At 48.0% G+C, this 24,849-nt stretch carries 23 protein-coding genes and 2 tRNA genes; 21 read left to right on the top strand and 4 right to left on the bottom strand.

Annotation, left to right across the window (positions count from 1 at the left end):
* The first annotated feature begins 65 nt into the window (after window positions 1-65).
* The 8 genes from tsf (at window position 66) to ispG (ending at window position 8,022) form a co-directional block, all read left to right on the top strand.
* Window positions 66-662, top strand: a complete 597-nt coding sequence (gene tsf / locus F1593_RS09080; RefSeq protein ID WP_149401239.1) for an elongation factor Ts — start codon at window positions 66-68, stop codon at window positions 660-662.
* Window positions 663-790: 128 nt separating this feature from the next.
* Window positions 791-1,525, top strand: a complete 735-nt coding sequence (gene pyrH / locus F1593_RS09075; protein ID WP_149401238.1) for a UMP kinase — start codon at window positions 791-793, stop codon at window positions 1,523-1,525.
* Window positions 1,526-1,608: 83 nt separating this feature from the next.
* A complete protein-coding gene (frr, locus tag F1593_RS09070) occupies window positions 1,609-2,166 on the top strand; it encodes a ribosome recycling factor (protein WP_149401237.1) in 558 nt (185 codons plus the stop codon).
* 11 nt (window positions 2,167-2,177) lie between these two features.
* Window positions 2,178-2,957 (top strand): polyprenyl diphosphate synthase, encoded by a 780-nt coding sequence (gene uppS / locus F1593_RS09065; protein ID WP_149401259.1) that lies wholly within the window; start codon window positions 2,178-2,180, stop codon window positions 2,955-2,957.
* Between the two features lie 285 nt (window positions 2,958-3,242).
* Window positions 3,243-4,148 carry a phosphatidate cytidylyltransferase gene (locus tag F1593_RS09060; protein ID WP_149401236.1) on the top strand — a complete coding sequence of 302 codons (906 nt, stop codon included), beginning with the start codon at window positions 3,243-3,245 and terminating at the stop codon, window positions 4,146-4,148.
* A gap of 161 nt (window positions 4,149-4,309) precedes the next feature.
* A complete protein-coding gene (locus F1593_RS09055; RefSeq protein ID WP_149401235.1) occupies window positions 4,310-5,485 on the top strand; it encodes a 1-deoxy-D-xylulose-5-phosphate reductoisomerase in 1,176 nt (391 codons plus the stop codon).
* Window positions 5,486-5,558: 73 nt separating this feature from the next.
* The gene (locus tag F1593_RS09050) at window positions 5,559-6,764 is read left to right on the top strand and encodes a M50 family metallopeptidase (protein ID WP_149401234.1); all 1,206 of its coding nucleotides are present in this window, start codon (window positions 5,559-5,561) and stop codon (window positions 6,762-6,764) included.
* 19 nt (window positions 6,765-6,783) lie between these two features.
* Window positions 6,784-8,022: a flavodoxin-dependent (E)-4-hydroxy-3-methylbut-2-enyl-diphosphate synthase gene (gene ispG, locus F1593_RS09045; protein WP_149401233.1), complete on the top strand. Its 1,239-nt coding sequence runs from the start codon at window positions 6,784-6,786 to the stop codon at window positions 8,020-8,022.
* Window positions 8,023-8,215: 193 nt separating this feature from the next.
* Here the strand turns inward: ispG and F1593_RS09040 are convergent.
* Both F1593_RS09040 and F1593_RS09035 read right to left on the bottom strand, forming a co-directional pair.
* Window positions 8,216-8,289 (bottom strand) — tRNA-Val (locus F1593_RS09040).
* Window positions 8,290-8,337: 48 nt separating this feature from the next.
* Window positions 8,338-8,411 (bottom strand) — tRNA-Val (locus tag F1593_RS09035).
* Between the two features lie 617 nt (window positions 8,412-9,028).
* Here F1593_RS09035 and F1593_RS28930 point away from each other — a divergent pair.
* The 11 genes from F1593_RS28930 (at window position 9,029) to F1593_RS08980 (ending at window position 20,248) form a co-directional block, all read left to right on the top strand.
* The gene (locus tag F1593_RS28930) at window positions 9,029-11,587 is read left to right on the top strand and encodes a CHAP domain-containing protein (RefSeq protein WP_216368822.1); all 2,559 of its coding nucleotides are present in this window, start codon (window positions 9,029-9,031) and stop codon (window positions 11,585-11,587) included.
* Between the two features lie 27 nt (window positions 11,588-11,614).
* Window positions 11,615-13,273, top strand: a complete 1,659-nt coding sequence (aroB, locus tag F1593_RS09025) for a 3-dehydroquinate synthase (RefSeq protein ID WP_149401231.1) — start codon at window positions 11,615-11,617, stop codon at window positions 13,271-13,273.
* Between the two features lie 6 nt (window positions 13,274-13,279).
* On the top strand, window positions 13,280-13,723 hold the full coding sequence (gene aroQ, locus F1593_RS09020; RefSeq protein ID WP_149401230.1) for a type II 3-dehydroquinate dehydratase: 444 nt from the start codon (window positions 13,280-13,282) through the stop codon (window positions 13,721-13,723).
* Window positions 13,724-13,735: 12 nt separating this feature from the next.
* The gene (locus F1593_RS09015) at window positions 13,736-14,836 is read left to right on the top strand and encodes a M24 family metallopeptidase (RefSeq protein ID WP_149401229.1); all 1,101 of its coding nucleotides are present in this window, start codon (window positions 13,736-13,738) and stop codon (window positions 14,834-14,836) included.
* A 14-nt stretch (window positions 14,837-14,850) separates the two neighbouring features.
* Window positions 14,851-15,408 (top strand): elongation factor P, encoded by a 558-nt coding sequence (efp, locus tag F1593_RS09010; RefSeq protein WP_149401228.1) that lies wholly within the window; start codon window positions 14,851-14,853, stop codon window positions 15,406-15,408.
* Between the two features lie 98 nt (window positions 15,409-15,506).
* The gene (locus tag F1593_RS09005) at window positions 15,507-16,046 is read left to right on the top strand and encodes an acetyl-CoA carboxylase biotin carboxyl carrier protein (RefSeq protein WP_149401227.1); all 540 of its coding nucleotides are present in this window, start codon (window positions 15,507-15,509) and stop codon (window positions 16,044-16,046) included.
* 5 nt (window positions 16,047-16,051) lie between these two features.
* On the top strand, window positions 16,052-17,275 hold the full coding sequence (xseA, locus tag F1593_RS09000; protein ID WP_149401226.1) for an exodeoxyribonuclease VII large subunit: 1,224 nt from the start codon (window positions 16,052-16,054) through the stop codon (window positions 17,273-17,275).
* A 15-nt stretch (window positions 17,276-17,290) separates the two neighbouring features.
* The gene (xseB, locus tag F1593_RS08995; RefSeq protein WP_149401225.1) at window positions 17,291-17,515 is read left to right on the top strand and encodes an exodeoxyribonuclease VII small subunit; all 225 of its coding nucleotides are present in this window, start codon (window positions 17,291-17,293) and stop codon (window positions 17,513-17,515) included.
* 22 nt (window positions 17,516-17,537) lie between these two features.
* A complete protein-coding gene (locus tag F1593_RS08990) occupies window positions 17,538-17,981 on the top strand; it encodes a divergent PAP2 family protein (RefSeq protein WP_149401224.1) in 444 nt (147 codons plus the stop codon).
* Window positions 17,982-18,864: 883 nt separating this feature from the next.
* Window positions 18,865-19,593 (top strand): response regulator transcription factor, encoded by a 729-nt coding sequence (locus F1593_RS08985; RefSeq protein ID WP_149401223.1) that lies wholly within the window; start codon window positions 18,865-18,867, stop codon window positions 19,591-19,593.
* Between the two features lie 247 nt (window positions 19,594-19,840).
* Window positions 19,841-20,248, top strand: coding sequence for a GspE/PulE/PilB domain-containing protein (locus F1593_RS08980; RefSeq protein WP_149401222.1), 408 nt, complete (start codon window positions 19,841-19,843; stop codon window positions 20,246-20,248).
* A 190-nt stretch (window positions 20,249-20,438) separates the two neighbouring features.
* Here the strand turns inward: F1593_RS08980 and F1593_RS08975 are convergent, their stop codons facing one another.
* A complete protein-coding gene (locus tag F1593_RS08975; protein WP_149401221.1) occupies window positions 20,439-21,113 on the bottom strand; it encodes a sugar transferase in 675 nt (224 codons plus the stop codon).
* A gap of 450 nt (window positions 21,114-21,563) precedes the next feature.
* On the opposite strand from F1593_RS08975, the gene F1593_RS08970 reads away from it, so the two are divergent.
* Window positions 21,564-22,694: a DegT/DnrJ/EryC1/StrS family aminotransferase gene (locus tag F1593_RS08970; protein WP_216368821.1), complete on the top strand. Its 1,131-nt coding sequence runs from the start codon at window positions 21,564-21,566 to the stop codon at window positions 22,692-22,694.
* Between the two features lie 65 nt (window positions 22,695-22,759).
* The gene (locus F1593_RS08965; protein ID WP_149401220.1) at window positions 22,760-23,764 is read left to right on the top strand and encodes a Gfo/Idh/MocA family protein; all 1,005 of its coding nucleotides are present in this window, start codon (window positions 22,760-22,762) and stop codon (window positions 23,762-23,764) included.
* Between the two features lie 104 nt (window positions 23,765-23,868).
* On the opposite strand, the gene F1593_RS08960 is transcribed toward F1593_RS08965, so the two are convergent.
* On the bottom strand, window positions 23,869-24,834 hold the full coding sequence (locus F1593_RS08960; RefSeq protein ID WP_216368820.1) for an SDR family oxidoreductase: 966 nt from the start codon (window positions 24,832-24,834) through the stop codon (window positions 23,869-23,871).
* Window positions 24,835-24,849: the final 15 nt, after the last annotated feature.

The following is a 24,849-nucleotide window of genomic DNA, read 5'->3' as shown; positions in this document are numbered from 1 at the left end:
CAGCAGTTGTTGTACTATCTGTGGGATCTGAGTATGATAGATACAAGATTGAGGAGAAACCAGAGATGGAATTCGCTGCCGCAGACGTAAAGAAGTTGCGCGAAGAGACAGGTGCCACATTCGCTGATTGTAAAAATGCTTTGACTGAGTCCAAATCATGGGATGATGCCGTCAAGTATCTGGATGCTCGCCGCGATAAAAAAGCGGAGAAGATGGTTACTGCCGGCCGTGAGACCAAAGAGGGTGGCGTCTTTTCGTATGTTCACCACAACAATCGTGTTGGTGTGCTGATTGAACTGAACTGTAACACTGACTTCGTGGCTCGTAGCGATGGTTTCCGCGACCTGGCCAATGATCTGGCTCTGCAGATTGTTGGTGTAGCTCCTAAGTACGTAAACTTTGAGGATGTGCCTGCTGAGGTGATTGAGGCTGCACGCCAGAAATTTGCTGAAGATCCTTCGATGGCTCGCGTGCCTGAGGCTCGTAAAGAGGAAGTTCTGGCTGGCAAACTGAACAAAGAGTTTGCATCCCAGGTCTTGATGATGCAGCCCTGGATCAAGGATGAGTCGGTCACCATCAGTGACCTTGTGCGTAAGGTTATTGCTGGAACAGGCGAAAACATTATCGTTCGTCGCTTCAGCCGCTTTGCTCTGGGTGAGTAATTTTTATTCTTGCCAGAGCGGGCTCTGATGGATATCCCCTTCAAAGGGGATATCCCCGGTGAAAGAGAAGCAGACAAAGAAAACGAAGAGGCGTCCCTCACGGTCGCGTACAAGGGAGAATGGGAAAAATGTCAGTCGAGCCTAAATATCGGCGCATCCTGCTCAAACTGAGTGGTGAAGCACTTGGTCCGCAAGGGCCTGGAATTGATGCCGAAACAGTACGGCGTATTGCGGGCGAGGTCAAGCGTGTTCATGACCTGGGTGTTGAGGTGGCAATGGTTATTGGTGGTGGCAATATGTGGCGTGGTGCCGATGCAGCTGCGACTGGTATTGATCGTGGCACTGCTGATTATGTTGGGATGCTGGCAACAGTAATGAATTCATTGGTCATGCAGGATGCTATGGAAAAGATTGGCATTGCGACTCGCGTACAGACCGCGATTGAAATGCCTCCTGTGGCAGAGCCTTTTATCCGTCGACGTGCCGTGCGCCATCTTGAAAAGGGACGCGTGGTAATTCTGGCGGCTGGAAGTGGAAATCCATTCTTCACAACTGATACTGCTGCTGCATTACGTGCGGTCGAACTCAACGCACATGTGCTGCTCAAAGCGACCAAAGTGGATGGGATCTACGATGATGACCCTATGCGCAATCCTCAGGCTCATCGCTTCGATGAGTTGAGCTATATGCAGGCTTTGAATATGGGGTTGAAAGTCATGGATAGTACAGCTATTTCGCTGTGTAAAGATAATGCAATGCCGATACTGGTTTTTAATCTCCACCAGCCTGGCGCTCTAGAAGCCATTATCCGTGGCGAAAAGTGTGGTACACTTGTCTCTACTGACGTGGAAGAAACTGTGTAGTTGCGCAAACTGTTGCGCTCCTTCTTTCCTCACGTCCCGTTTTTTGAGGTGCATATGGTGCCTAGAGAAAAAGGAAGTATGCAATGACAGCAGATTTACTTGGGGATGCAGAACGACGTATGCAAAAGGCCATTGAGGCCCTGAAGCAAGATCTCAATGCAATCCGCGCTGGCCGTGCCAGTTCGGCCCTGATTGAACGTATTACTGTGGATTACTACGGCGCGCCAACTCCAATTAGTCAGGTCTCTTCGGTGACCGTTCCTGAGGCTCGCTTACTGGTAATTCAACCCTGGGATAAAAAATTACTGGTTGATATCGAGAAAGCGATTCAAAAATCGGACCTTGGTATTAACCCGAATAATGATGGACAGGTTATTCGTCTGGTCATTCCGCCGATGAGTGAAGAGCGTCGTCGTGACCTGGTGAAAAGCCTTCACAAAAAAGCTGATGAGCATAAGGTTGCGATCCGCAATATCCGTCGGGATGTACAGGATAAATTACGCGACCGTGAAAAGAAAAAAGAAGTTTCTGAAGATGAGCTTAAACGTAGTACTGACCGACTGCAAAAGCTCACTGATCGCTACATCGATGAGATGGAGAAGATCGGTAAAGCAAAGGAACTGGAGATCCTGGAGGTCTAATCTTGGCCAAGATGCAACAACTCTTTCCATCTTTTAAAGGTAAAGAGAAGAATTTAGCGCAGAAGAAGTCCCTTGTCGCATCTGAGCAGCAACCAGTTCGCCACATTGCCATCATTATGGATGGCAATGGGCGTTGGGCCACACAAAAACACTTGCCTCGTCTCGCGGGACATAAGGCCGGGGTTACGGCGCTGAAGCGCGTAGTGGAGTTGGCTGCCGATGAAAATATTGAAATGCTCAGCGTGTATGCTTTTTCAACCGAGAATTGGGGGCGACCACAGCATGAGGTTGACGGTCTGATGCGTCTCTTATGGGAAACCGTTCGCTCGGAATTGGAACAGCTCCACCGTGACGGAGTTCGTTTGCGCCATCTTGGTCGATTATATGATCTCTCGCCCGATATTCAAAAAGCCATGCACGATTCAGTTGAATTGACGAAGAATAATACGCGCATCAATGTGAATGTCTGTTTTAATTACGGGGGACGTGCAGAGCTTGTGGATGCGGTCCGGCAAATTATTGCCGATGGGCGCGATCCAGAGTCAATCAACGAGGAGTTGATTAGTTCTTATTTGTATACGCGCGACCTTCCTGATCCCGATCTGGTGATTCGTACGGCTGGTGAGATGCGGGTGAGTAATTTCTTACTCTGGCAATCAGCATATAGCGAATACTATTCCACTACAACCTTGTGGCCTGATTTTGGACATGAAGATTTAATGGCAGCCCTTGAAAATTATTATCAGCGTACACGGCGTTTCGGGCGCGTGGATGTCCCCACTTCAAAGTAAGGGATGTGACTGATTGAATGGAATACGTAGGGATACTCAAAATCACTCTCTACGTATTCTTTTTTTTGGTGCTTTGCCTTCCCTGGAGCCAGTCGTATTCATATGCAGGAGTGCAGTGGGAGAGCCTCTGCACTCCACACATCCCAGCCCGCAGGGCGGGATAAAAAAAAAGAGAAATGAACAGCCCTGATGCGGGATGCTGATGTGTTGCGTATTTGACGATGGTGGGATAGCATTACTGTATGTATGATAAAATGTCTGTAGCTCTATGAGGATGTGAATTGTTTGCAAGGCACAAGTAAGCAAAATGTAACAATGGGTACCAATGGGCCCGAAAAAAAAGGTTCATCATCAGTGGGACAACGCTGGTTGACCGCTGGCGTGATGATACCGGTAGTGCTCCTCTTTGTGTGGTTTGGTGGCTGGGTTTCGTGTGCGGCATGCCTGCTGGTTACCGTGTTGGGGACACTTGAACTTCATTCTATGCTATTCAAGGCTGGCTTTCGCCCTCTGATCTGGCTGAGCTTTGGTCTGAGTGGCTTGTTTCTCATCTCTGCTATGTTTCCTGCCCAGCGCATCCTGTTTCTCCAGATTGGGCTGGGCGCTTTTGTGATTCTCTCTTTCTGCTGGCTGTTCAGACGCCAAACGCTGGAAGGCTCTCTGGTGGATTGGGCGCTCTCGCTGGCGGTTCCCATATACCTTGGTTGGTCCATGAGCTATTTTGTTCTTTTACGTGGCTCTGAGATTAGTCTTCTTCATACCATGAATGGTTTCTGGGTAACGTTGCCACATGGGGTCTGGTGGCTGCTGGCGACGCTCCTGGGCGTCTGGGGATTTGATGGCGCGGCATTTTTTGCCGGACGCTATCTGGGACGACATAAAATGGCTCCCCATATCAGCCCAGCGAAGACCTGGGAAGGGGTAGCTGGTGGATTGGTCGTTTCGATCCTTGCCAGTTTACTCACCACAGTAGTACCTCTGGGGGTTCCCTGGTATCTGGCACTTGTCTTAGGTATTTTAATTGGGGTAGCGGCGACGTTAGGAGATCTGGGTGAATCATTGATTAAGCGCCAGATGCATGTGAAGGATAGTGGTCAGATTATGCCGGGCCATGGTGGAATGCTGGATCGTATTGATAGTTTGCTGTTTGCCGTGATTGTGGTATATCTGTTTTCATTGTTTTTTCACTAAGTATCAGAGCTTCGCTTGCCAGATGGGTCACATCCATCGCCATGGCTTTCCTTTGGTTCATCCTGATAGGTACATGTTATAATCAGGATGAATGGTTAAATTAAATCGTCGCTTATGTAATGTAAGCACGTATAAATATGTATTAAACGGGTTGAATTCTCATGACAACGTTCCCTAAACGGATTGCTTTACTCGGAAGTACAGGCTCCATTGGAAGACAAACTCTTGATGTGGTGCGACGCTTCCCCGAACATTTTCGCATTGTCGCGCTGGCCGCTCGCAGTAATGTTGATTTACTGGCACAGCAGGTGCAGGAGTTTCGGCCTGATCTGGTGACCTGCTTCGCTGACGCGCCAGAAGTAGAGGCGCGGGCCAGACAGCTCCTGCCCCAGGCACTCCTGGGAGAGCAAGGTCTACTGGCTGTGGCTACGCATGCAGATGCGGATATCCTGGTTGCAGCTACTTCGGGACTGGTTGGCATGGTGCCGACACTGGCTGCTATTGGTGCTGGCAAGACGATTGCTCTGGCAAATAAAGAGACACTGGTTATGGCTGGTCACCTTGTCACCCAGGCTGCCCAACGCGCCGGAGTTCCTATCTACCCTATTGATAGTGAACACAGTGCGATCTGGCAATGTTTGCGGGGCGAAGAAAAGCATGATATTCAGCGTTTATTGCTGACCGCTTCCGGTGGTCCTTTCCGTACGACGCCGCTTGATGAGTTACAGGCTGTCTCGGTAAAGCAGGCCCTGGCACACCCAACCTGGCAGATGGGGCCGAAGATCACGATTGACAGCGCAACCTTGATGAATAAAGGCTTGGAGATCATTGAATCTCACTGGCTCTTTGGGATTCCCTATGAGAAAATGGATGTGGTGGTGCATCCCGAAAGTATTATTCATTCAATGGTTGAGTTTATTGATGGTTCGATCAAGATGCAGGCAAGTTTGCCGAGCATGCATCTACCAATTATGAATGCTCTGGGATATCCTCACCGTCTGGATGCATCTGAGACAGATTTTATTCGTGAACTGCGCTGGGCCGATGTGGCTTCTCTCCATTTTGAAGATCTCGATTTGTCTCGTTTCCCTTGTTTCCGCCTCGCTATTGAAGCGGGTAAACGTGGTGGGACGTATTCTTGTGCTCTGGTGGGCGCGGATGAAGAGGCGGTTGAGCTGTTTCTGGCCGGGAAGATTGGTTATTTAGAGATTGCCCAGTTGATTGAAGCGGTACTGGAACGTCATCAATCCGTTGAGCAGCCGGATGTAGCAACAACGCTCGAAGCCTGTGCCTGGGGCAGGCGCACGGTACGCGAGCTTTGGAAGAAACGCGCTTAGCTATATCCATAGGTGATGAGGAGTTCAAACAATCCATGCTTAACGAGATTCTGCGGAGTAAAGGAAAAAAGGGATGAGCTGGTATATACTTGCTGTTATTCCAGTCTTTGCTGTGCTTGTGTTTGTACACGAGCTAGGACATTTTCTTACGGCGAAATGGGCTGGTATTCGTGTTGAAGAATTTGGTATTGGGATTCCTCCTACCATCGTGAGTTTGCGCAAGCGTGATCGTGGTGGTTGGGAAGTGATGTGGTTGGGACGGGGAAGTACGGTAGATACTAGTAACGTGCAAAATCCCTTCAATAACACGAGTGGTGGTCCTGACTCATCTGAAGCTGATCGTCCAGCACATACGATTTATTCGCTTAACCTCTTGCCGATTGGTGGTTTTGTACGCATGCCTGGTGAGACCGGGGATGCGTATGATGAAAAGGGCCACTATGATGCCGGTAGTTTTGCCGCTAAGCCGGCCCATAAACGTCTCGTGGTACTGTGTGCTGGCGTATTCATGAATTTCTTGTTAGGTATCGTGTTGTTTACCATTGCCTATGGACTGGGTGAGCCGGTGCCGACGACAAATGCTGTGATTGGTTCTGTTCAGCCTAATTCACCGGCCGCTGCGGCAGGGTTGCGGGCAGATGATACCGTGGTGTCTGTGAATGGGAAGGCAATTACCGACTTTTCTTCCATGCAAACGGCAGTGACGGCTGCCCTGAAAACTGCCAATGGTGCTGACAGGCTGCCAATCCATTTGATGATTCGTCATAAGGGTGAGCAGACGCCGGTAGCTGTGACGGTCAATGCCCGGGTGCATCCAGCTGCCGGTGAAGGTTCAATGGGGGTTGGCAATCAAATAGTAACGGTTCATTATCCTTTATGGCAGGCGCCATTTAGAGGTATTGCCCATACCTTTGATTTTATTCATCAATACCTGTCGTTGATCGGTAAAATGTTGATTGGTGCCATACAACCGCAGTTTTCTGGTCCGGTAGGTATTGCACAGGTTACACAAACGGTGGCGATGGAGACACCGACGATTGGTTGGTGGCCTATCTTAAGCCTGACAGCCGCTTTAAGTCTCAATTTAGCGATTTTTAACATACTACCATTCCCCGCTCTTGATGGCGGACGCGTCTTCCTTATATTGGTAGAGATATTGCGTGGTGGCAAGCGTCTAAAACCAGAGCGCGAAGGTCTCATAAATCTCATTGGGTTTGCTTTATTGCTAGTCCTCATGGTTGTTGTCACGGTAAGTGATCTTCAGCATTGGGGAAGCTAAACGGAGTATATTTTCTATTATGCGAAGAAAAACACGACAAATTCATGTAGGAAATGTTGCGATTGGTGGTGATGCGCCAATTGCGGTTCAATCGATGACTACTACCTATACACGTGATGTAGAATCGACGGTGGCCCAGATTCATCGTTTACAAGATGTTGGCTGTGAGATCGTGCGCGTGGCTGTCCCTGAGATGGAAGATGCTCTGGTGATCGGCGAAATCAAGAAACGTATTAGCATTCCTCTGGTTGCTGATATTCACTATAATCCAGAATTGGGATTGGAAGCGATTCGTCAGGGTGTTGATAAAGTGCGTATTAATCCTGGCAATCTGCTTCTGGGTCGCAAGTCGATGGAGAAGATTGTGCTGGCCGCTAAAGAGCGCGGCGTGGCGATGCGTATCGGTGTGAATTCGGGTTCTATTGATGCTCTGGATAAAGTAGCGCAGATGCAGCGTGTACAGGTGCGCTTGCGTGATGATGGTACCCTGGAGCGCTCAGATCCCGCTGAGGCGCGTCGTATTGAGCGTGAGAACCTCGCCGAGCGTATGGTTACACGTGCGTTAGAGTATATTAGCTGGTGCGAAGAATTGGATTATCACGAGATTGATGTTTCGTTGAAATCCTCGACTGTGTTAACCGCGGTCGAGGCATATCGACGTTTCTCACAGCGTTCAGATTATCCCATTCATCTGGGTATTACCGAGGCTGGTACGCTGGTTACTGGTTCTGTGAAATCCGCTCTGGGATTAGGTCTGTTGCTGGCTGAAGGTATTGGCGATACATTGCGCGTCAGTCTGAGTGCGGAGCCAGAGGAAGAAATTCCAGTGGCCTTCGAGATTTTACGTTCGCTGGAATTGCGTAATCGTGGCGTGACGTTTGTCTCCTGCCCTTCCTGTGGTCGCGTTGAAATTGACGTGATCAGTGTGGCAAATGAGGTTGAAAAGCGTCTATCTAAGGTTCAAACACCGATTCAGGTGGCTGTCATGGGATGTGTCGTAAATGGCCCTGGTGAGTCGCGCGATGCTGATGTTGGTCTGGCCGGTGGTAAAGGTAAGGGTGTGATTTTCCGTAAAGGGCAGGTTGTAAAAACGGTCCCTGAAGATCAGTTTTTGGATGCTGTTCTGAAAGAGGTTGCCAGCCTGTTACCGGCAGCTGAGGCCAGCGTTGTCTATCCTGAGGGTGGTATTAAAGAGGTGGCTGGTACACACCGCACCCGTGACGAGGGCATGAACCTTCCCATTTTACCTCGTGCGTAGACATTTCTACTCTGTCTATTTTACAAAGCGCAAAAGTTACTATGAAGCGTGGTGTCAGGCATTACCTGACACCACGCTTCATAGTAATGAAAAAAGATTGTTCTGTAGCAAGAGCGCTTTGTCATCAGGTTAGTTGGATTACTTATACTGAAGGACACAAAAAAAAGACCATCGACTGGATGGTCTTTTGGGGTGGGCGATACAGAACTCGAATCTGTGACCTCTACGATGTCAACGTAGCGCTCTAACCAACTGAGCTAATCGCCCTGAATTGAGAAATTGGCGTTGCAAGTGGAATTGAAACTCCAACCTGGGTGGGCGATACAGAACTCGAATCTGTGACCTCTACGATGTCAACGTAGCGCTCTAACCAACTGAGCTAATCGCCCTCAACGGAGGTAATAATAGCATGCCTGCATGTTATTTGTCAATCACTTTCGCGATCTTTTTTTGTTCCAGCCAATTTCCGCGCCCTTTTTCCATTCTCCCTGCTTTGCATCTCGTATTGATGTCCTTATGATAGTGCTCGAAGTACTATAGTAATGCCCTGAGTACTATAAAATAGTGCTCGTCTCTTGAATCTAGAGGGATACAATGTTATACTTTTTTATGTGCTGAGAATCATTAGCTGCCTGAACGCAATGAAATTGTTGCCACCTTTTTATCTATATATGCCCATACATATAAGCGCACGTTCGCTTTTGTATGTTTCCCGTGCCGGCATAGAGCGCTGTTTCCATACAATCAGATGAAGTGAAACCAGCCGTGTATAAAAACACTGGAAGGGTTACTGGTGCATTTTCATTCATCTTTTAAGATATTTTGATCTATTGATAGCCATATTTCGCTTGCTTTTAGGAAGGTGACCTCCATGTTTTTTTCAGCCCAGGGAAGGATGCTGAAAGGTCAAAGTAGTATGTGCATACACTTGCACAAGCACATGTTCGTAAAAGTCCTAGGATTAGTACTTCTCTGTAGTATTATCGCTGTAGAATTTTCACCTTTCGTGACACCATCTGTCTTTGCACGGAGTACACAGCCGGCTCACGTCCAGCATGCCTCTTATGGATGTAGCCAGTTTACTTTTACCTCGGATGGCAATCCTTATGCGCTCTGCCCCGGTCCCTATCCTGGCGGTGGAAATTGTGTCTGGTGGGCATGGGAGCAATGGCACCTGCTTAATTATGATTTGCCAACGAATTGGGGCAATGCCGCGGAGTGGGCGATTGATGCGACGCAGGCGGGCTTTTCAGTAGGGACGACGCCGCGTGTGGCCTCGATTGCTGTTTTCCCCATTGGGGATGGTACCTGGGCGTCAGGGCCGGCGGGTCACGTTGCTTTTGTCACTTCGGTGAGTGCAGATCATTCAACCTTCGATGTGACCTATCAGAATTATGGCGACTCTACACCGATGTATGCCGATAAGGGATACAATGTGTCGGTGATCAATGAGCCACGTTATCAGAATGGGCAGTTGCGTTTTATTTATTTCCCACAGCAGGTGGATGTAACGCTTTTCTCCAGGCTTCCCGACATTGCTAGCTTTGGAGATCCTACTGCAGCCGTGGCGCAGGCGAATAGCGACCAGAATGCTGGTAGCACAAGCACAACGAACATAAATGCTACCACAAGTAACACTGACATCACCACTACGACTCAGCAACAGCATCAGAACACATATACCAGTGATCGTATCGCACTGGGTTTAGCACCAGCCTCCTCGGATCAGGAGTTCAATGCTGATTTTACTGGCACAGGGTCCAGCAATCTATTGCTCTATAACCGTCAAAAAGGGAGCATCCAGATCTACAAATTGAATCAGCAGCGTGTCAGCGCGCAGAAAGTACGCCCTCAGGCCGGGGATGATGGGGATGGCGTATTGTTGCGTGTTCCGCCCACCTCGTCTCCTCTGGTAGATCTTGGAGACGCTATCACGCCTGCCAATAGCTGGGGATCAGCATTAGATATTCATGTTGGTAATTTCTCTGGTGGTAAGACATCAGAGATTTTGCTCTATGACCGTGCCGCAGGTACCATTCAAATTCTCAGCTTAACATCAGATTTACAGATCAAGAAACATGTCACGCATCCTGATATTGGTACTGGTTGGGAATTGTCTGTTGGACGCTTTAATGGCAAGAGCAGTGGTCTATTTATGTATAAACGCTATGCTTTTGCGACCAGCAATGATCCTGCTCCAGGCACAAGTTCGGATACCAATACAGGCACCGTGAATGTGCAAGGCAATCCTTCTGTGACAGTTACCCCTGCTGGGACGCCAAACACTCCCTCATTCACCCATCATTCTTCGCCAACCGCGACGGCTAAGCCGGTGGTAACTGCAACAGCTACTCCAAAGCCCAGGCCAACGGCGACCGTGACCCCAACGGCAACGGCGACCCCTAAACCGACCGTGACCCCAACGGCAACCCCTGCCCCCACGGTCAGTCCAACACCTACGCCGACTACGACATCGGTGCCACCTACTACGGCGACCCCTGTTCCATCTCCAATTGTCGTTCCAACGCAGGCGCCGACTCCTGTACCTCCAACTGCTCCGGCAGCGGCCCCAACGGTTTCGCCAGCACCTGCTCAGATGGCGACACCGAAGTCGACAGCCACCATGCCACCCACTACTATGGCAACCACAATGAAAACTATTGAAAACAGTTATCAATTGCCAGCTGCTGTAAATGGAGATACACCCCCCAATCAGAGCAGTGATCTCAGTGGAATGCCACTGGCGACGTGGGAAAAGCAGGGACGTTCGTCCAATATTCAACTGCTCGATTTCAATCCAGATTTTAGCATTCGCCACCGTCAGACCTATACGCTCTGGCATGCCAACTGGGAGGTGTATGTTGGACGTTTTGTCAACGCGCAACAGGATGGAATTTTTCTTTATGACCGGACCGAAGGGGAAGGTCGGACTATGGATTTTGATCAGAACTTGATGGTGCAAGATTACCACGAGCAGCATAATCTGGCCGGCAACTGGGTTGTCTATAGTGGTGACTTTGTCAATACTGGTCGTGCGCAGCTTTTGCTCTATGATCCAGGAAATGGTGATATGCAATTTTTGCAATTTGACCAGCATCTCGCGTTGAGCAGGCAAAAGCTTGTGTCCAATATGGGTGCGCATCAGGTTTTGTATGTTGGGCATTTCGGTATGTCGTCGTTAGGGATCATGCTCTATGATGCCCAGGCAGCACAAAGTACCTTTATTGCCTTTGATCAGAAGTTAAACGTCTCGCATCAGTATCTGGTGCAGAGCTGGGATCAGAAGTGGCAGATTTTAGTAGGATCTTTTATTAATCAGGCTCATTGTATCCAGAACATCGATTGTACAAAGTCTGATACTATCCTGGTGCTCAATCGACAGAGCGGGCACCTGGCACAGTACATCTTCTCTTTTGGTCGCGAGTTCACCGTCTATGATAACCGCATTCAATCCTTTTTACGGGTAGGGATTCCGGTGCAACAGCAGGTCAAATCAGTTGATACAACACAATTCAGTCTGGTCAATTCGCTGAGTACCAATATCAGGAATGAAGAGCTCTATTAAGGTTAGAATCGTGATACAATAGCGGCTATGCGACATGTATTTTTGATAGGGCTATCAGGAAGTGGAAAGAGCAGCGTGGGGCGGTTACTCGCCCAACGTTTAGGGCGTCCTTTATTTGATGTCGACGCGCTCATTGAACAGGAGTATGGGGAGCGCATTCCGGCAATCTTTGCCCGACATGGAGAGGATTATTTTCGCACTCTTGAGAGTCAGATTCTGGCGCAGGCAGCTCAACACCAGGATGATGCCATCATTGTTACCGGTGGTGGCATCGTTGTTCATGCTGAGAATCGTGCCTTGATGGCTCGGCACGGTGTGCGTGTCTTCTTGCAGGTAGAACCTCATATTTCGCTGGCCCGTTTGCAGGCTCAACTGACTGCTGAGCGGCAACAAGGGCACACCCCTGAGATTCGTCCCCTCTTGTCAGGTCCCGACCCGCTGGTTCGTTTGCAAGAGATGCTTTCTCTCCGTGAGCTATGGTATAAAGAAGCAGAATTCATCTGCCCTACACAGGATAAAAGTATAGAGCAGATAGTCAAGGAGATTATCACAATGCTTACCGATCCTCATCAATCCGAAGCAGGCGCACCGCTTGTTCGTCATGTTCATGTGGATGCTGGCTACGATGCTATTGTTGATTGGGGAGGGCTTGAGCGTCTTCCAGGTTATCTTCAGCAATTACAACTTCCCTCACGCGTCTTTATTGTGACCGATAGCAACATTCATGACATCTATATTCCTTCAATTACTAAAAACCTGATTGCGGCTGGCTTTGAGCCTCATATCTACATTCTTCCTGCTGGCGAGGGAAGCAAATCACAACAACAACTCTTTGCATTGTATGATTGGCTCCTTGAACTGCATGCGGAACGACGTGAAGCCCTGATTGCATTGGGTGGAGGAGTTGTCGGTGATCTGGTTGGTTTTGTTGCTGCCACCTATCTCCGCGGTGTGCCGCTCATCCAGATTCCTACCTCTCTCCTGGCGCAAGTTGATTCGGCTATTGGTGGAAAAACAGGCATCAACCATCCACGTGGAAAAAATCTGATTGGCTCATTTTATCATCCACGGCTGGTATTGGCCGATCCCTCTACCTTGCTATCCTTGCCAGAGCGTTCCCGAACCGAGGGATGGGCAGAAATTGTAAAGTATGGTATCATACTTGACGCTGAGTTGTTTGCCTTATTAGAGGCAAATGCAGGCGCATTGCGAGCATTTTCCCCTCCTCCCGTTGCGCTACTCTGTCAGATTATTGCACGTTGTATTGATTTGAAGGTGGTTGTAATTGAGGAGGATGAACGAGAACAGGGACGGCGTGCTATCCTGAATTATGGACATACCTTTGGTCATGCGCTGGAGAATGTGTCTGGTTATGGAGAATGGTTGCACGGTGAAGCAGTTTCAATTGGTATGGTCGTAGCGGCCACGCTGGCACAGGAGTCCGGTTTGTTTGCTGCCAGTGCTGTGGAGCGGCAGAATCATTTGCTCGCCGCATTGGGATTACCGATTGAGTATGCCGGTACAGTACATGCGCAGGACATTCTCGCGGCGATGCAGTTGGATAAAAAAGTGGTTGGCAAGCGGGTACGCTGGATCTTGCCACGGCAGATTGGCGAGGTCATCAGTATGCCTTTGCCGGATGAGTTGGTCGAGCGCGTGATCCTGACATTTATGGGAGAGAAGTAAGAATAGATGCTCAAATTTCTCATTCTAAGTGGCCCGAACTTGAATATGCTGGGTACTACGCGAGAAGCTGCTATTTATGGTACGATGACGCTAGCGCAAATTCACGATGCAATACGCCAACGCGCGGCAGCATTGGGAGTGAGCGTTGAGTGTTTTCAATCAAATCATGAGGGCGCTTTAATTGATCATATACAGCAGCAACGCGATAGCGTGGCGGGTATTGTGATTAATCCTGGTGCCTTTACGCATTATTCCTATGCCATACGGGATGCCGTAGCGGATGCGAAGCTACCCACAATCGAGGTTCACCTGAGCAATGTTTATGCTCGCGAAGAGTTTCGACACCACTCGGTGATTGCCCCCGTTTGCCGTGGACAGATAGCCGGTCTGGGTTGGCAGGGCTATATCCTGGCGCTTGAGGCATTGACAACTCTGGCACAGAATAAGTAGAAAGAGATCGCTATGAGTCAAGAGAGCATACAAAAATTTCGTACATGGATTGCTGAACAAGGATTGGATGCTTTTTATGTGACACTACCACAAAGTGCTTCCTATCTGAGTGGCTGGTTGAACGATGAAGAAGGTGCGATTGCTGTATTGGTGAGCGCTCAACAACAGATTCTGTTGACCAATGCTTTATTCTCGGAGGTCGCTGAGCGCTCGGCTCCGGGATGGAAGGTGATGCTTCCTTCAGGACGCGATTATGCGAAGACAATAGCTTCTCTGGCTCAAGAGCATGGTTGGAAAAAGATTGGCTTCGAGGCTCCTGTAATGCGTTATTCCAATTATGAGCAATTGCGCCAGGCCGGTGCTGATATCTTCACGCTCCAGCCTTTTGAGCAAAATATTGTTGAGCGCTTGCGCTACGTGAAGGATGCTCACGAATTGGAGTTGTTGCGTCGAGCCATTGCAATTACCGACGAGACTTTTGCTCATATCTGCCAATGGATTCAGCCAGGGATGACTGAAAAAGAAGTAGCCTGGGAAATACAGCGCAAAACAATTGAATTGGGTGCTGAAGGACTCTCGTTTCCGTCGATTGTGGCTTCGGGTCCCAATGGTTCTATGCCTCATGCCATTCCCGGTGAGCGCTGTATCCAGCGTGGCGAATTAATTACTATTGATATGGGTGCGCGTTATCACGGCTATTGTGCGGATATGACGCGTACAATTTGCCTGGGTGAGCCGGCTGAGCCACGCATGCAAGAAGTCTATGATAAAGTGCTGCATGCTATGAACATTTGTGAGCAGGGATTAAGTTCACACGTTACTGGCCGTGAAGCTGATGCGCTGGCGCGCAACGTGCTGGCTGAAGCTGGCCTGGCGGACTACTTTATTCATTCAACTGGACATGGTGTTGGTCTTGAGATTCATGAGAATCCTTCCCTTTCACAACGTGCCCCTGAGGATTTCAAGTTGCCAGTGGGCTGTATTGTCACGGTTGAGCCAGGCGTTTATATTCCTGGATGGACCGGGACGCGTGTAGAGGATTGTGTGCTAATTACAGAAAATGGCGCTGAAGTTTTGACGAAGTCACCGACGACGTTAGTACTTCCACGCTAAAGGAGAAAAGGTTAATGATTTCAACTGGCGATTTGAAAAAAGGTGTGACGATTGAGTTTGAGGGCCAGCTGGCTACGATTTTGGAGTGGCAGCATGTCAAGATTGGCCGTGGTGGTGCCATTGTCCGTTTAAAGCTGCGCAATTTGCGCACAGGTGCCACGATTGATCGTACCTGTGATGCAGGCGATAAGTTCAAGCGCATTTATCTGGATCGCGCAACCGTGACCTATCAATATCAGGAGGGCGATCAATACCATTTTATGGATACCAGCACCTACGATGACGTGGTGTTGACCTCTGCTCAACTCGGCGATGCCAACAACTATCTGATCGATAACCTGGAACTGGACATTGTGAGCTATGATGGAGAGCCACTGTCCGTTGAGCTGCCGGAAAAACTTGTCTTGCGCGTGACATATACTGAGCCTGGCTATAAAGGCGATACAGCCACAGGCGGTTCCAAGCCCGCGACAACTGAGACTGGTCTGGTCGTTCAGGTGCCTCTGTTCATCTCAACTGATGATCTCATTCGCGTAAATACAACCACTGGAAGCTATGTTGAGCGCGCATAGTGGAATGTGCATAGGGGCACGCAAGTGCTCCTTTCCCTCTTTTCTCGCAGACCTGCATGGCTCTGTGTAAGATTATGTAACAGATATGGAGTCGTCACATGGATTACAATAAACCATATCCCAATGATCTGGAGTATCATGTCGATGGGGATGGTTCTTCAGCTCAAACTCAACAGGTAAGTGTAGGACAATTACAACGCCTGGTACGTTTGTTGGACGAGAGCGACGTTTCGGAAATTGAAGTCAAACGCGTTGAGGAAGGCATGCATCTGGTGTTGCGCAAAGCCAAAGCACAAAGCAGCACGGAGACAGGTACTTATGCTGTGCAGAATGTCCCTCCTGTGGCAGATAGCGCCGCAACAAAACATGAAACAGGTGCTGTTGATGCCAGGCATAGTATCACCGCACCATTGGTCGGCAGCTTCCATACCTGGGGCAAACCCAAGGGAAAAGCGTTGGTCGCCGTTGGGGATCGTGTCAAAGTTGGACAATTGGTCGGTTCAATTCAATCTTTGAATGTCATCAGCGAGGTTGAAAGCTCTATTGCAGGCCGCGTAGCCGAAATTCTGGTACAAGATGGACAGCCTGTGGAATATGGGCAACCACTGGTGGTTATCGATAGTTCAGAGGAGGCATAAACGTAATGCATCTTCTAGACTCTCTCGGCGCCCATTCCGCAATCAGTGTCTCCGCATTATCCTTATATTTGAAAGAGATGCTAGAGATCAACGACATCTTGCAAAATATCTGGGTCCACGGCGAGGTCTCGAACTGTAAAACGTATCCCTCTGGCCATTGCTATTTTACGTTGAAGGAGGGCGACTCTCAATTACCGTGTGTATTCTTCAAATCTGCCCGCTTGCGTACATCGGCACCCACTCTACGCGATGGTATGGCACTGGCTGTCAATGGCCGCGTTGCTTTTTATGAGCGCGATGGCAAGCTACAGATCTATGTTGATGAAGTAATACCGCTGGGTGAGGGGGCTCTTTTTCAGCGCTACGAACTCTTGAAGGCGCAGTTGGAGGCGGAAGGGCTCTTCGCCAGTGAGCGGAAACGTCCATTACCTGTCCAGCCTGCGGTTATCGGTATTGTCACGTCGCTGCAGGCTGCAGCTTTGCGGGATATGCTACGTACATTGCGTAATCGTTATCCCCTGGTTCAGGTGATTTTAGCGCCTGCGCTGGTACAAGGAGTTGAGGCTCCGGCTTCTATCGCTGCGGCCCTTGATCTTTTAAATGAACATGGTGAAGCAGATGTTGTGATTGTTGGTCGGGGCGGGGGATCGATTGAAGAGCTATGGGCTTTTAACGAAGAGGTTGTCGCACGTGCGATTGCACGCTCACGCATCCCGGTTATCAGCGGTGTCGGTCATGAGACAGATTTTACGATTGCTGATTTTGTCGCTGATCACCGTGCCTCGACCCCAACCGCTGCCGCAACGGCTGCTGTGCCCGATATTGCTGACTGGCAGAGTACCCTTCTGCAGAAGCAGCAAGTATTAACTGATTTGATGACTGCCCGGATTGAAGATCTTCAGGATCAAGTTGCCTATGCCTTGCGAGACCTGGAGCATGTCAGCCCGCAAAATACCGTCATAAAACATAAACAGCAAGTGGATGAATATACTGATCGGTTGCACACTTATATGCAGCATTTGCTTTCCTTGCGTGCTGAACGCTTGCGGAGTGCAAGCCTTCAACTACACTCTTTAAGTCCTCTTTTAACTATTGCTCGTGGCTATGCTGTCGTACGGCAACATTCGGATCAAACGGTTGTTACCAGCGTCCAGCAGGTCCAGGCAGGAGATGTTTTAACTATTCAAGTACAGGATGGGCTGATACCGGTAGAGGTTGTCCGTCCCTGATTTCTGGAGGCGAAGATGGAACCATTGACATTTGAAGAGTCTTTCGAGCGTCTGGAGGCTGCTATCATAGCCCTGCAAGATGGGAAAATGCCCCTGGACGAAGCGCTGAAGCAATATCAAGATGGAATGCAATTAGCACAGTATTGCAACGAACTTTTGCAGCACGCAGAGCTTGTGGTGCAACAATTACATGTGGATGAGAGTGCTGATACACTTTCTGTTTTACCCCTTGATCTGTAGTGGGAGCCTGGCTGCAAAATATATGAGTAATGGATCAATTTTTGACAATCGCGTTTTAATCGCGGCTTTTTTGGCCTGGGCGATTGCTCAAGTAAGCAAAACTATTCTGGAATTGTTTAAGCAACGCAAATTGACGCCCAGTCGGCTTGTTTCTTCGGGAGGGATGCCCAGTTCTCATTCTGCCCTGGTGACAGGATTAGCTACAGCCGTGGGTCGCAACCTTGGTGTTACATCACCTGAGTTTGCTATCGCACTCGTCCTGGCAAGCATTGTTATGTATGATGCCGCTGGCGTCCGCCGCGCTGTAAGTATTCAGGCACGCATCTTGAACCAGATGTTAGAAGAGGCTTTTCAAGGAAGTCCTATGGCCGAAAAACGGTTACGGGAATTGATTGGGCATACACCTATTCAGGTGTTTGTGGGCGCTCTCCTGGGTGTTTGTGTTGGTTTTATCATGACTATTTGATGGTACATAGAGCATAAATAAAGATTGTTTGTAAATCTTTCTCTCTTTTTTGTGGCTTATTTTATCTCCTCATGCACTTTATTCCGTTCTCCTTCTATTGAATAGTACAGGCAAATTTTTCTGCTAAAGAGAGCGTAAGAAACTTTGTCTGTACTATCACTGTATCTGCTCAAGTTTTGATGTGAAGACATTCAATATCCATTTTTTGAGGTGCTTTAGATGGACATAGTTGTGTAAAAAAGGCTATTTAAGCAAATGTCAATAAAGGCGTGGAAATGGGCACAAACTCTACAAATTGTGAGGAATTACCATAGAGATTCATTGCAATTTAAAAGTGTATACTGTATAGTATTTATCAGATGATAAGCAAAGCTTGAGTCCAATGAACAGTTTTTTACTGCACTATATTGAATTTAATTGTCTATTTATTACTAATTCTGTTCATTATTCTCCCTGATAATAATAAATAAGTTTCAGCAACTTCAGCCTATTCTGTGTAGACAACTATGAGTAAACAAGTGTTTATGAATAGTTCACTTTTCTCCTGTACTACCGTTTATATGCAGTGAGGTGGAAAATGAGCAGATCCAGGTTACAATTACTTATTTCTATGACGTTTATTGGATAGCATGGAAGAATGACGTATAGTGCTTTGATAGCAAATGTGCATCTATCAGAGGGAGGCGATTTACCCCATTGTTGTATCAGGGTATTGTATTTGCTGTATAATACCCAATGTATTCGAATATTGTCGTGTGGCATGTAGAAGGTGGAATTACTTTTATCGTGCGGGAATGCAAAGTTGCGTTCGCGTTGAATGTAAGCGCTTTTTATTAGAGATATTTGCGAGTAAACAGACGGTAAAAAGTTGGGAGGAGACAAGATGAAATTGCTGGTCATTGACAGTGACCGTGATTTGGTCGAGATGCTCACAAGCTGGTTAAAGACGTTAGGATATGAAGTATGCCGCGCCTATACGGCTGAACGAGCGAAATCAGAGTGGTTGGAGCAACGACCAGATCTCGTTATTATGGATATCGCATTGAAAGATGTTGATATGCTGGCTCTCTGCCGTGATTTGCGCATGAAGCACGATGCTTTGGTGCTTGTGGTTACGGATGACAAAGACGTTCATGATGAAGTACGCTGTCTTGAGTCGGGTGCAGATGATTATTTGCGTAAGCCTTTTTATCCATCGCAGTTGATCGCACGTATTCATGCTGTAAGTCGTCGGTCTCGCAATACGCTTGAGAGCCGCCCTTCTTCCCTTATTCATGTCGGTCCTCTTTGTGTCGACTCATTACACAATGAAGCGACGATCAACGGGAAGACGGCACGTTTAACACCGACCGAAAGTAAAATGCTTCATTTGCTCGCGATCAACGCGAACGATGTCTGTACTGCGGGACAAATTGTGGCTCATGTCTGGGGATACGATGGTGATGGCGATGCCTGTTTAATTAAAGCGCATATTCGACATCTCCGCCAGAAGATCGAGCCAGAGCCAGGCAATCCTCATTACATTTTGACCGTACCTGGTGTCGGTTATACGTTGATTCGCCGCTCCCTTGAAGAGGATGCTACACGTGCTTTGCGTGTTGTTTCTGTCTAGCGGTATCCTGAAGAATATCCCCACGTTTTTTTCATAGACATGGATATGCTCGATCCTGGCTAGACAATGTGTATCCCCAGTGAAGAGGATCGAGTATGTTCCATTTGGTAGGCAGAAGCCGTAAGGAAGTGTCGAATCCTCTACTCTGTTGCTCTTTAAGTACCTTATCCTGGATACTTTCTGCATCTCATTTCTACAGAGACCCTCTATATTCTATTAAGAAGGCGTTATACAATCAGGAGATGAGATGCAGCAATATCAAAGGGGTTGTGGCGTTTATGAGGATGAATTTATTCCTATCCCCCGCTTGTTTACAATGCGCCGTGTTTCACTGCAGCATTGCTCTATATTGCCTCTCAGTGTGATGCAACGGTATCAATGCATTGTGATTGGAAAAACACGTGGCGCTTTGACCATTGCAATTGCTGATCAAAAAAGTATCTGCATTTTTTCGGCTCTAAGCCGACTGACATGCTGTCAACTCTTCCCCGTATTAGTCGATCCAAAGCAGATATCCTTTGCTTTGCAACGTATGGAACGCGCTGAACGCATACGAAAGCGTTATGAGCGAGCCCGTTTTTTACCTGCCCCTTTTCGTTTTCCTCCAGTGCATACTCTGCTACAGCACCTCTTCATGTCTGGAATCGTGACGTAACAGAATTCAGGTTGCCCTCCCCTTGTGCGACAAGTTTTTTGTGAAGTTGAGGGTAGAGGCAGTTCGTACCTGCCTCTACCCTCAACTTCACTGTATTCTGCCCTATATGGGAAAGTGGCATGGATGTAAGAGTAGTGAGACGCATAGATAAAGAAAAAGACCATAGTTAAAGGTGCATATGCTGATTTTTTTATGCGCCACCGCGAGAGAAAAGCATCACTGGAACGGTCAACACGATGAGTTTGATATCGGTCCATATCGATTGGTGTTCAAGATATTCGATATCCATTTCCACCATACTTTGAAAGGTCACCCTGGAGCGGCCATATACCTGCCAGGTGCCGGTAAGCCCTGGCTTGCCAACCATGCGCAGCCATTCATGGGATGAATAAAGATCTACCTCATACGTCAAAGGGGGACGAGGTCCGACCAGAGCCATCTGACCTTTCAAGACGTTCCAGAATTGTGGTATTTCATCCAGGCTGGTCTTTCGGATAAAACGTCCCACTTTTGTGATCCGTGGATCATGAACATCTTTGTATGACATATTGCTGCTGTTCTCTTCATTCAATTTTTTTCCATTCATGTAATGAAGAATTTTTTCACGATGTGCAAGCTGATTACTATTTACATACATAGAACGAAATTTAAGCATTTCGAATTCAAGCCCATCTTGTCCGATGCGTTTCTGACGAAAAAAGATGGGTCCTCTTGAATCAATTTTAATGCAAATTGCCACCACAATACCAACCAGGATAACAAAGGGTGCGATAAGGAGCGTAAAAGTAATGTCAAGCGCTCGTTTGGCACGTAAGTAGCTCGTATTAAAGCTGATCGTTCTGACGGGCGCCGATTGAACAACCATTGTATCCTCCCCAATTGCAATGCTGCGGAAAAACTTCCAATGTTCTCCCTGTTCTATTCATTCTGATTACAATACTAGGTAACTCAGGTGTATAATTGGTGAGTATTTCTATAGAGATGTGGTGAAGAGTTCCAAAATAAGTAGTAAAAGCGTAAGGCATTCTTTATCTATAGATGCATCTATGGTTGTGTATTCTTCACTGTTTCGTTCTAGATCAACCTATCTGACACCTTTGCAGGCATCTTATCACCACTTTTTCTGGCTATGATTGTAGAGATGAGACTATATGGCCGTGATTGCAGATGAATGGTCAGTAGCAGATGTATATGAATAAAAATGTGCATTTCATTGAAATACAGCGAAATATTGTTCTATGGTAGATCTACTGTTTTTATCGGCGAGATATAACACTATGATTGCCTTTTAAAATGTTGAAGGAGTAAGCATCCGGTGTCATCTGAACAGGTACCTCTGGTTGATTTGCGCGCTCAATATCTTGCGTTAAAGCCAGAAATTATGCTGGCTTTTGAAGAAGTATTAGAAAGTATGCAATTGTTCCTGGGACCACGGCAGCGCGCGTTTGAGCAGGAATTTGCAGCATATTGCGGTTGTAACTATGGTGTAGGCACGTCTTCGGGGACTACGGCTCTGGAATTAGCGTTACGAGCCTGTGATATTGGTCCTGGCGATGAAGTTATTACAGTATCCAATACTTTTATTGCGACTGTGGAAGCTATCGCAGCAGTGGGAGCAATTCCAGTTTTCGTAGATATTGATCCTGAAACGTATGTCATGGATTGGCGTCAGTTGGAACTGGTGTTGACTGCCCGTACGCGGGCGATTCTACCAGTCCATCTCTATGGACATACTGTCGAGATGAAGCCAGTGTTGGAATTTGCACATACTCATGGATTGCGGGTGATTGAGGATGCTTCTCAAGCTCATGGTGCAACCTATGAAGGACAACGTGTTGGCTCATTTGGGGATATCGCCTGTTTCAGTCTCTATTTTAGTAAAAATCTGGGTGCTTTTGGCGAAGCTGGCATCTGTACAACAAACGATCTTGCTTTAGCTGAAAAGATGTGGATGGTACGTGATCATGGTTCACGGGTTCGTTATCTGCATGAGGTAATGGGTAACAATGCGCGCATGGATGAGCTACAGGCGGCTGTTTTACTGGTCAAGCTGCCTCATTTGACAAACTGGAATGCTGCGCGACAGGCCCATGCACAAACATATAATGAACATTTACGTGGGTTGGTCGAGGCTGTGCCCGTTGTCCGTTCCTGGTCAACCCATGTATATTGTTATTATGTGGTGCAGGTGGATGACCGCGAGCGTTTTCGTGCCGTCCTGGCCGATGAGGGCATTGGTACTAATATTCACTATCCAACACCAATTCATTTACAGCCTGCCTGTGCTCAATATGGATATAAGCGGGGTATGCTACCGGTCACTGAAGCTGTTGCTTCACGTATTGTTTCTCTGCCAATGTATCCAGAGCTTACTTCCCATCAACTTCAGCGTGTTATTCAAGCGGTTCAAAAATATGCAACTGGCACCCTGGCTCCAAATCATTAACAACCCCTCTCTATAGAGCTCATAAATGTAATAATATGCTGTGTAAGACTTTAGAGGATTGAAGTATGAGAAAAGATCTTCGTTTTGGTGTGATTGGTTGGGGCTATTGGGGACCTAAGATCGCTCGCAATCTTGATGGTCTCTCGCAAGCGTCGGTGACAATGGTAGCTGATCTGGATCAGAAGCGTCTGGCTTCCCTGGTCGTCAGCCAACCATGGACTAAAACTACCTCAGATGTGAATGATGTGTGGCAATCTGATGTAGATGGTGTGGTAATTGCCGCACCTGTCCGCACTCATTATCGGTTAGCGAAAGAAGCACTGTTACATGGAAAGCATGTCCTGGTGGAGAAGCCGTTGACGGCGAGTGTGGTTGAAGCTGAAGAATTGATTGCTCTGGCACAGGAGCGGAAGCTGACTCTGATGGTTGGACATACTTTTGAATATAGTCCCGCTGTGAATGAGCTGCGCAAGCTGGTACAGAGTGGGGATCTTGGAAGAATCTATTGTGTTGAGGCTGAGCGTGTCAATCTGGGACTTTTTCGTAGTGATACCAATGTGATCTGGGATCTTGCGCCGCACGACGTGTCGATCTTGTTATATTTGTTTGGTAAGGTGCCCGTGCAGGTGAAGGTACAGGCACATGCTCATCTACAATCTCATATTTGTGATATCGCCCATCTTGATCTGGAATTTGCTGATGAGATGACCGCTCATATTCATGTAAGCTGGCTGCACCCTTGTAAGATTCGTCGCGTAACGGTGATTGGCGATGCGCGCATGGTGGTTTACGATGACACCAATCCTTCCGAGATGATCAAAGTCTACAACAAGGGCGCTGATGTGCATGCTGATCCAGTCGTTTCCTATCGCTATGGCGCGATCACTATTCCTCATATTGATTGGATAGAGCCGCTTCGCCTGGAGTGCGAAGATTTCGCACATGCGATTCGCACTGGTGAGCAGCCACGTGCCAGTGGAGATGCCGGTCTGGCAGTTGTACGTGTCCTGGAAGCTGCTCAGACCGCTTTGTCCCGTCAAGAGGTTGCAACAAGCCTGGCAGGTCTGTAAGAACGAGATCTCTTTTTTATCCAATACTTTCAATCAGAGCCATAAAAGATAGTCATCAATGTAATGCGCACTACATTGATGACTATCTTTTATGGCTCTGATGACTATTTTGTTTCGCTGGTGCCTGCGCGTAGGGCTTCCAGCGTGAGAGCCAGTCCTGTGGCAAATTTGACTGTAGGATCAAATCCGAGCAGGCGTTGTGCTTTGCTGATATCGGCAAGGCTATCTCTCACATCGCCCGGCCGCGCATCTCGATAGTCGGCGTGGATAGTTGTTTCCAATAATTCCCCTGCTATCTTAAGCACCTCGTTAAGTGAGATGCGTTCGCCACAACCGATATTCATGGCCTGACCGCTGGCATGGGGCGCTGTGGCGGCTTTCAGGTTGGCCTGCACGACATTATCGACGTAGGTGAAGTCGCGTGTTTGCTCTCCATCCCCGAAGACAATCGGTTGTGTTTTATTGATCAAGGCTGTGAGAAAACGAGGGATTACAGCAGCATATTCTGATTTTGGGTCCTGGCGTGGTCCGAAGACGTTAAAGTAGCGTAGCGCGACCGTCTCCAGACCATAGATGCGTGTGAAGACACTACAAAGATGTTCGCCTGTGAGCTTGTGGACCGCGTAAGGAGACATCGGAGCGGTAGGCATTTCTTCATGTTTGGGGAGGGTTGGTGTATTTCCGTATACTGATGACGAGCTTGCGAAGACGACGCGGCGTACTTTTGAATCTCGCGCAGCAATCAATACATTCTGCGTTCCATTGATATTGACCTCTAGCGAACTGATGGGATCAGCAATCGAGCGCGGTACCGAGGCGAGCGCCGCCTGATGGAAGATTACTTCTACTCCCTGGGCCGCTTGCTTAAGTGTTTCCAGATCACGAATATCACCATTGATTATCTCGAATTGTCCAGGCATGGTCTCAAAAGCGTTCTGATTGTTCACACGGCCTGTCGCATAATCATCTATGATACGTACCGCCTCTCCCTGTTTGAGGAGCGTAGCAGCAATGTGAGAGCCAATAAAGCCTGCCCCACCTGTAACCAGATAGCGTGAATTCCTCATCATGTAATATCTGACACC

The sequence above is a fragment of the Dictyobacter arantiisoli genome (assembly GCF_008326305.1).
GTDB classification, from domain to species: domain Bacteria; phylum Chloroflexota; class Ktedonobacteria; order Ktedonobacterales; family Ktedonobacteraceae; genus Dictyobacter; species Dictyobacter arantiisoli.
The sequence above is the reverse complement of the archived record's forward strand: the minus strand, read 5'-3'. Positions and strand labels throughout refer to the sequence as shown.

Coding starts and splice junctions, on each gene's coding strand:
- aroB (WP_149401231.1), top strand. CDS start 11,615: ATGCGACATGTATTTTTGATAGGGCTATCAGGAAGTGGAAAGAGCAGC.
- F1593_RS08960 (WP_216368820.1), bottom strand. CDS start 24,834: ATGATGAGGAATTCACGCTATCTGGTTACAGGTGGGGCAGGCTTTATT.
- F1593_RS09015 (WP_149401229.1), top strand. CDS start 13,736: ATGAGTCAAGAGAGCATACAAAAATTTCGTACATGGATTGCTGAACAA.
- aroQ (WP_149401230.1), top strand. CDS start 13,280: ATGCTCAAATTTCTCATTCTAAGTGGCCCGAACTTGAATATGCTGGGT.
- efp (WP_149401228.1), top strand. CDS start 14,851: ATGATTTCAACTGGCGATTTGAAAAAAGGTGTGACGATTGAGTTTGAG.
- pyrH (WP_149401238.1), top strand. CDS start 791: ATGTCAGTCGAGCCTAAATATCGGCGCATCCTGCTCAAACTGAGTGGT.
- F1593_RS08975 (WP_149401221.1), bottom strand. CDS start 21,113: ATGGTTGTTCAATCGGCGCCCGTCAGAACGATCAGCTTTAATACGAGC.
- tsf (WP_149401239.1), top strand. CDS start 66: ATGGAATTCGCTGCCGCAGACGTAAAGAAGTTGCGCGAAGAGACAGGT.
- F1593_RS08985 (WP_149401223.1), top strand. CDS start 18,865: ATGAAATTGCTGGTCATTGACAGTGACCGTGATTTGGTCGAGATGCTC.
- uppS (WP_149401259.1), top strand. CDS start 2,178: ATGCAACAACTCTTTCCATCTTTTAAAGGTAAAGAGAAGAATTTAGCG.
- F1593_RS08965 (WP_149401220.1), top strand. CDS start 22,760: ATGAGAAAAGATCTTCGTTTTGGTGTGATTGGTTGGGGCTATTGGGGA.
- F1593_RS08980 (WP_149401222.1), top strand. CDS start 19,841: ATGCAGCAATATCAAAGGGGTTGTGGCGTTTATGAGGATGAATTTATT.
- frr (WP_149401237.1), top strand. CDS start 1,609: ATGACAGCAGATTTACTTGGGGATGCAGAACGACGTATGCAAAAGGCC.
- ispG (WP_149401233.1), top strand. CDS start 6,784: ATGCGAAGAAAAACACGACAAATTCATGTAGGAAATGTTGCGATTGGT.
- xseA (WP_149401226.1), top strand. CDS start 16,052: ATGCATCTTCTAGACTCTCTCGGCGCCCATTCCGCAATCAGTGTCTCC.
- xseB (WP_149401225.1), top strand. CDS start 17,291: ATGGAACCATTGACATTTGAAGAGTCTTTCGAGCGTCTGGAGGCTGCT.
- F1593_RS09050 (WP_149401234.1), top strand. CDS start 5,559: ATGAGCTGGTATATACTTGCTGTTATTCCAGTCTTTGCTGTGCTTGTG.
- F1593_RS09055 (WP_149401235.1), top strand. CDS start 4,310: ATGACAACGTTCCCTAAACGGATTGCTTTACTCGGAAGTACAGGCTCC.
- F1593_RS08990 (WP_149401224.1), top strand. CDS start 17,538: ATGAGTAATGGATCAATTTTTGACAATCGCGTTTTAATCGCGGCTTTT.
- F1593_RS09005 (WP_149401227.1), top strand. CDS start 15,507: ATGGATTACAATAAACCATATCCCAATGATCTGGAGTATCATGTCGAT.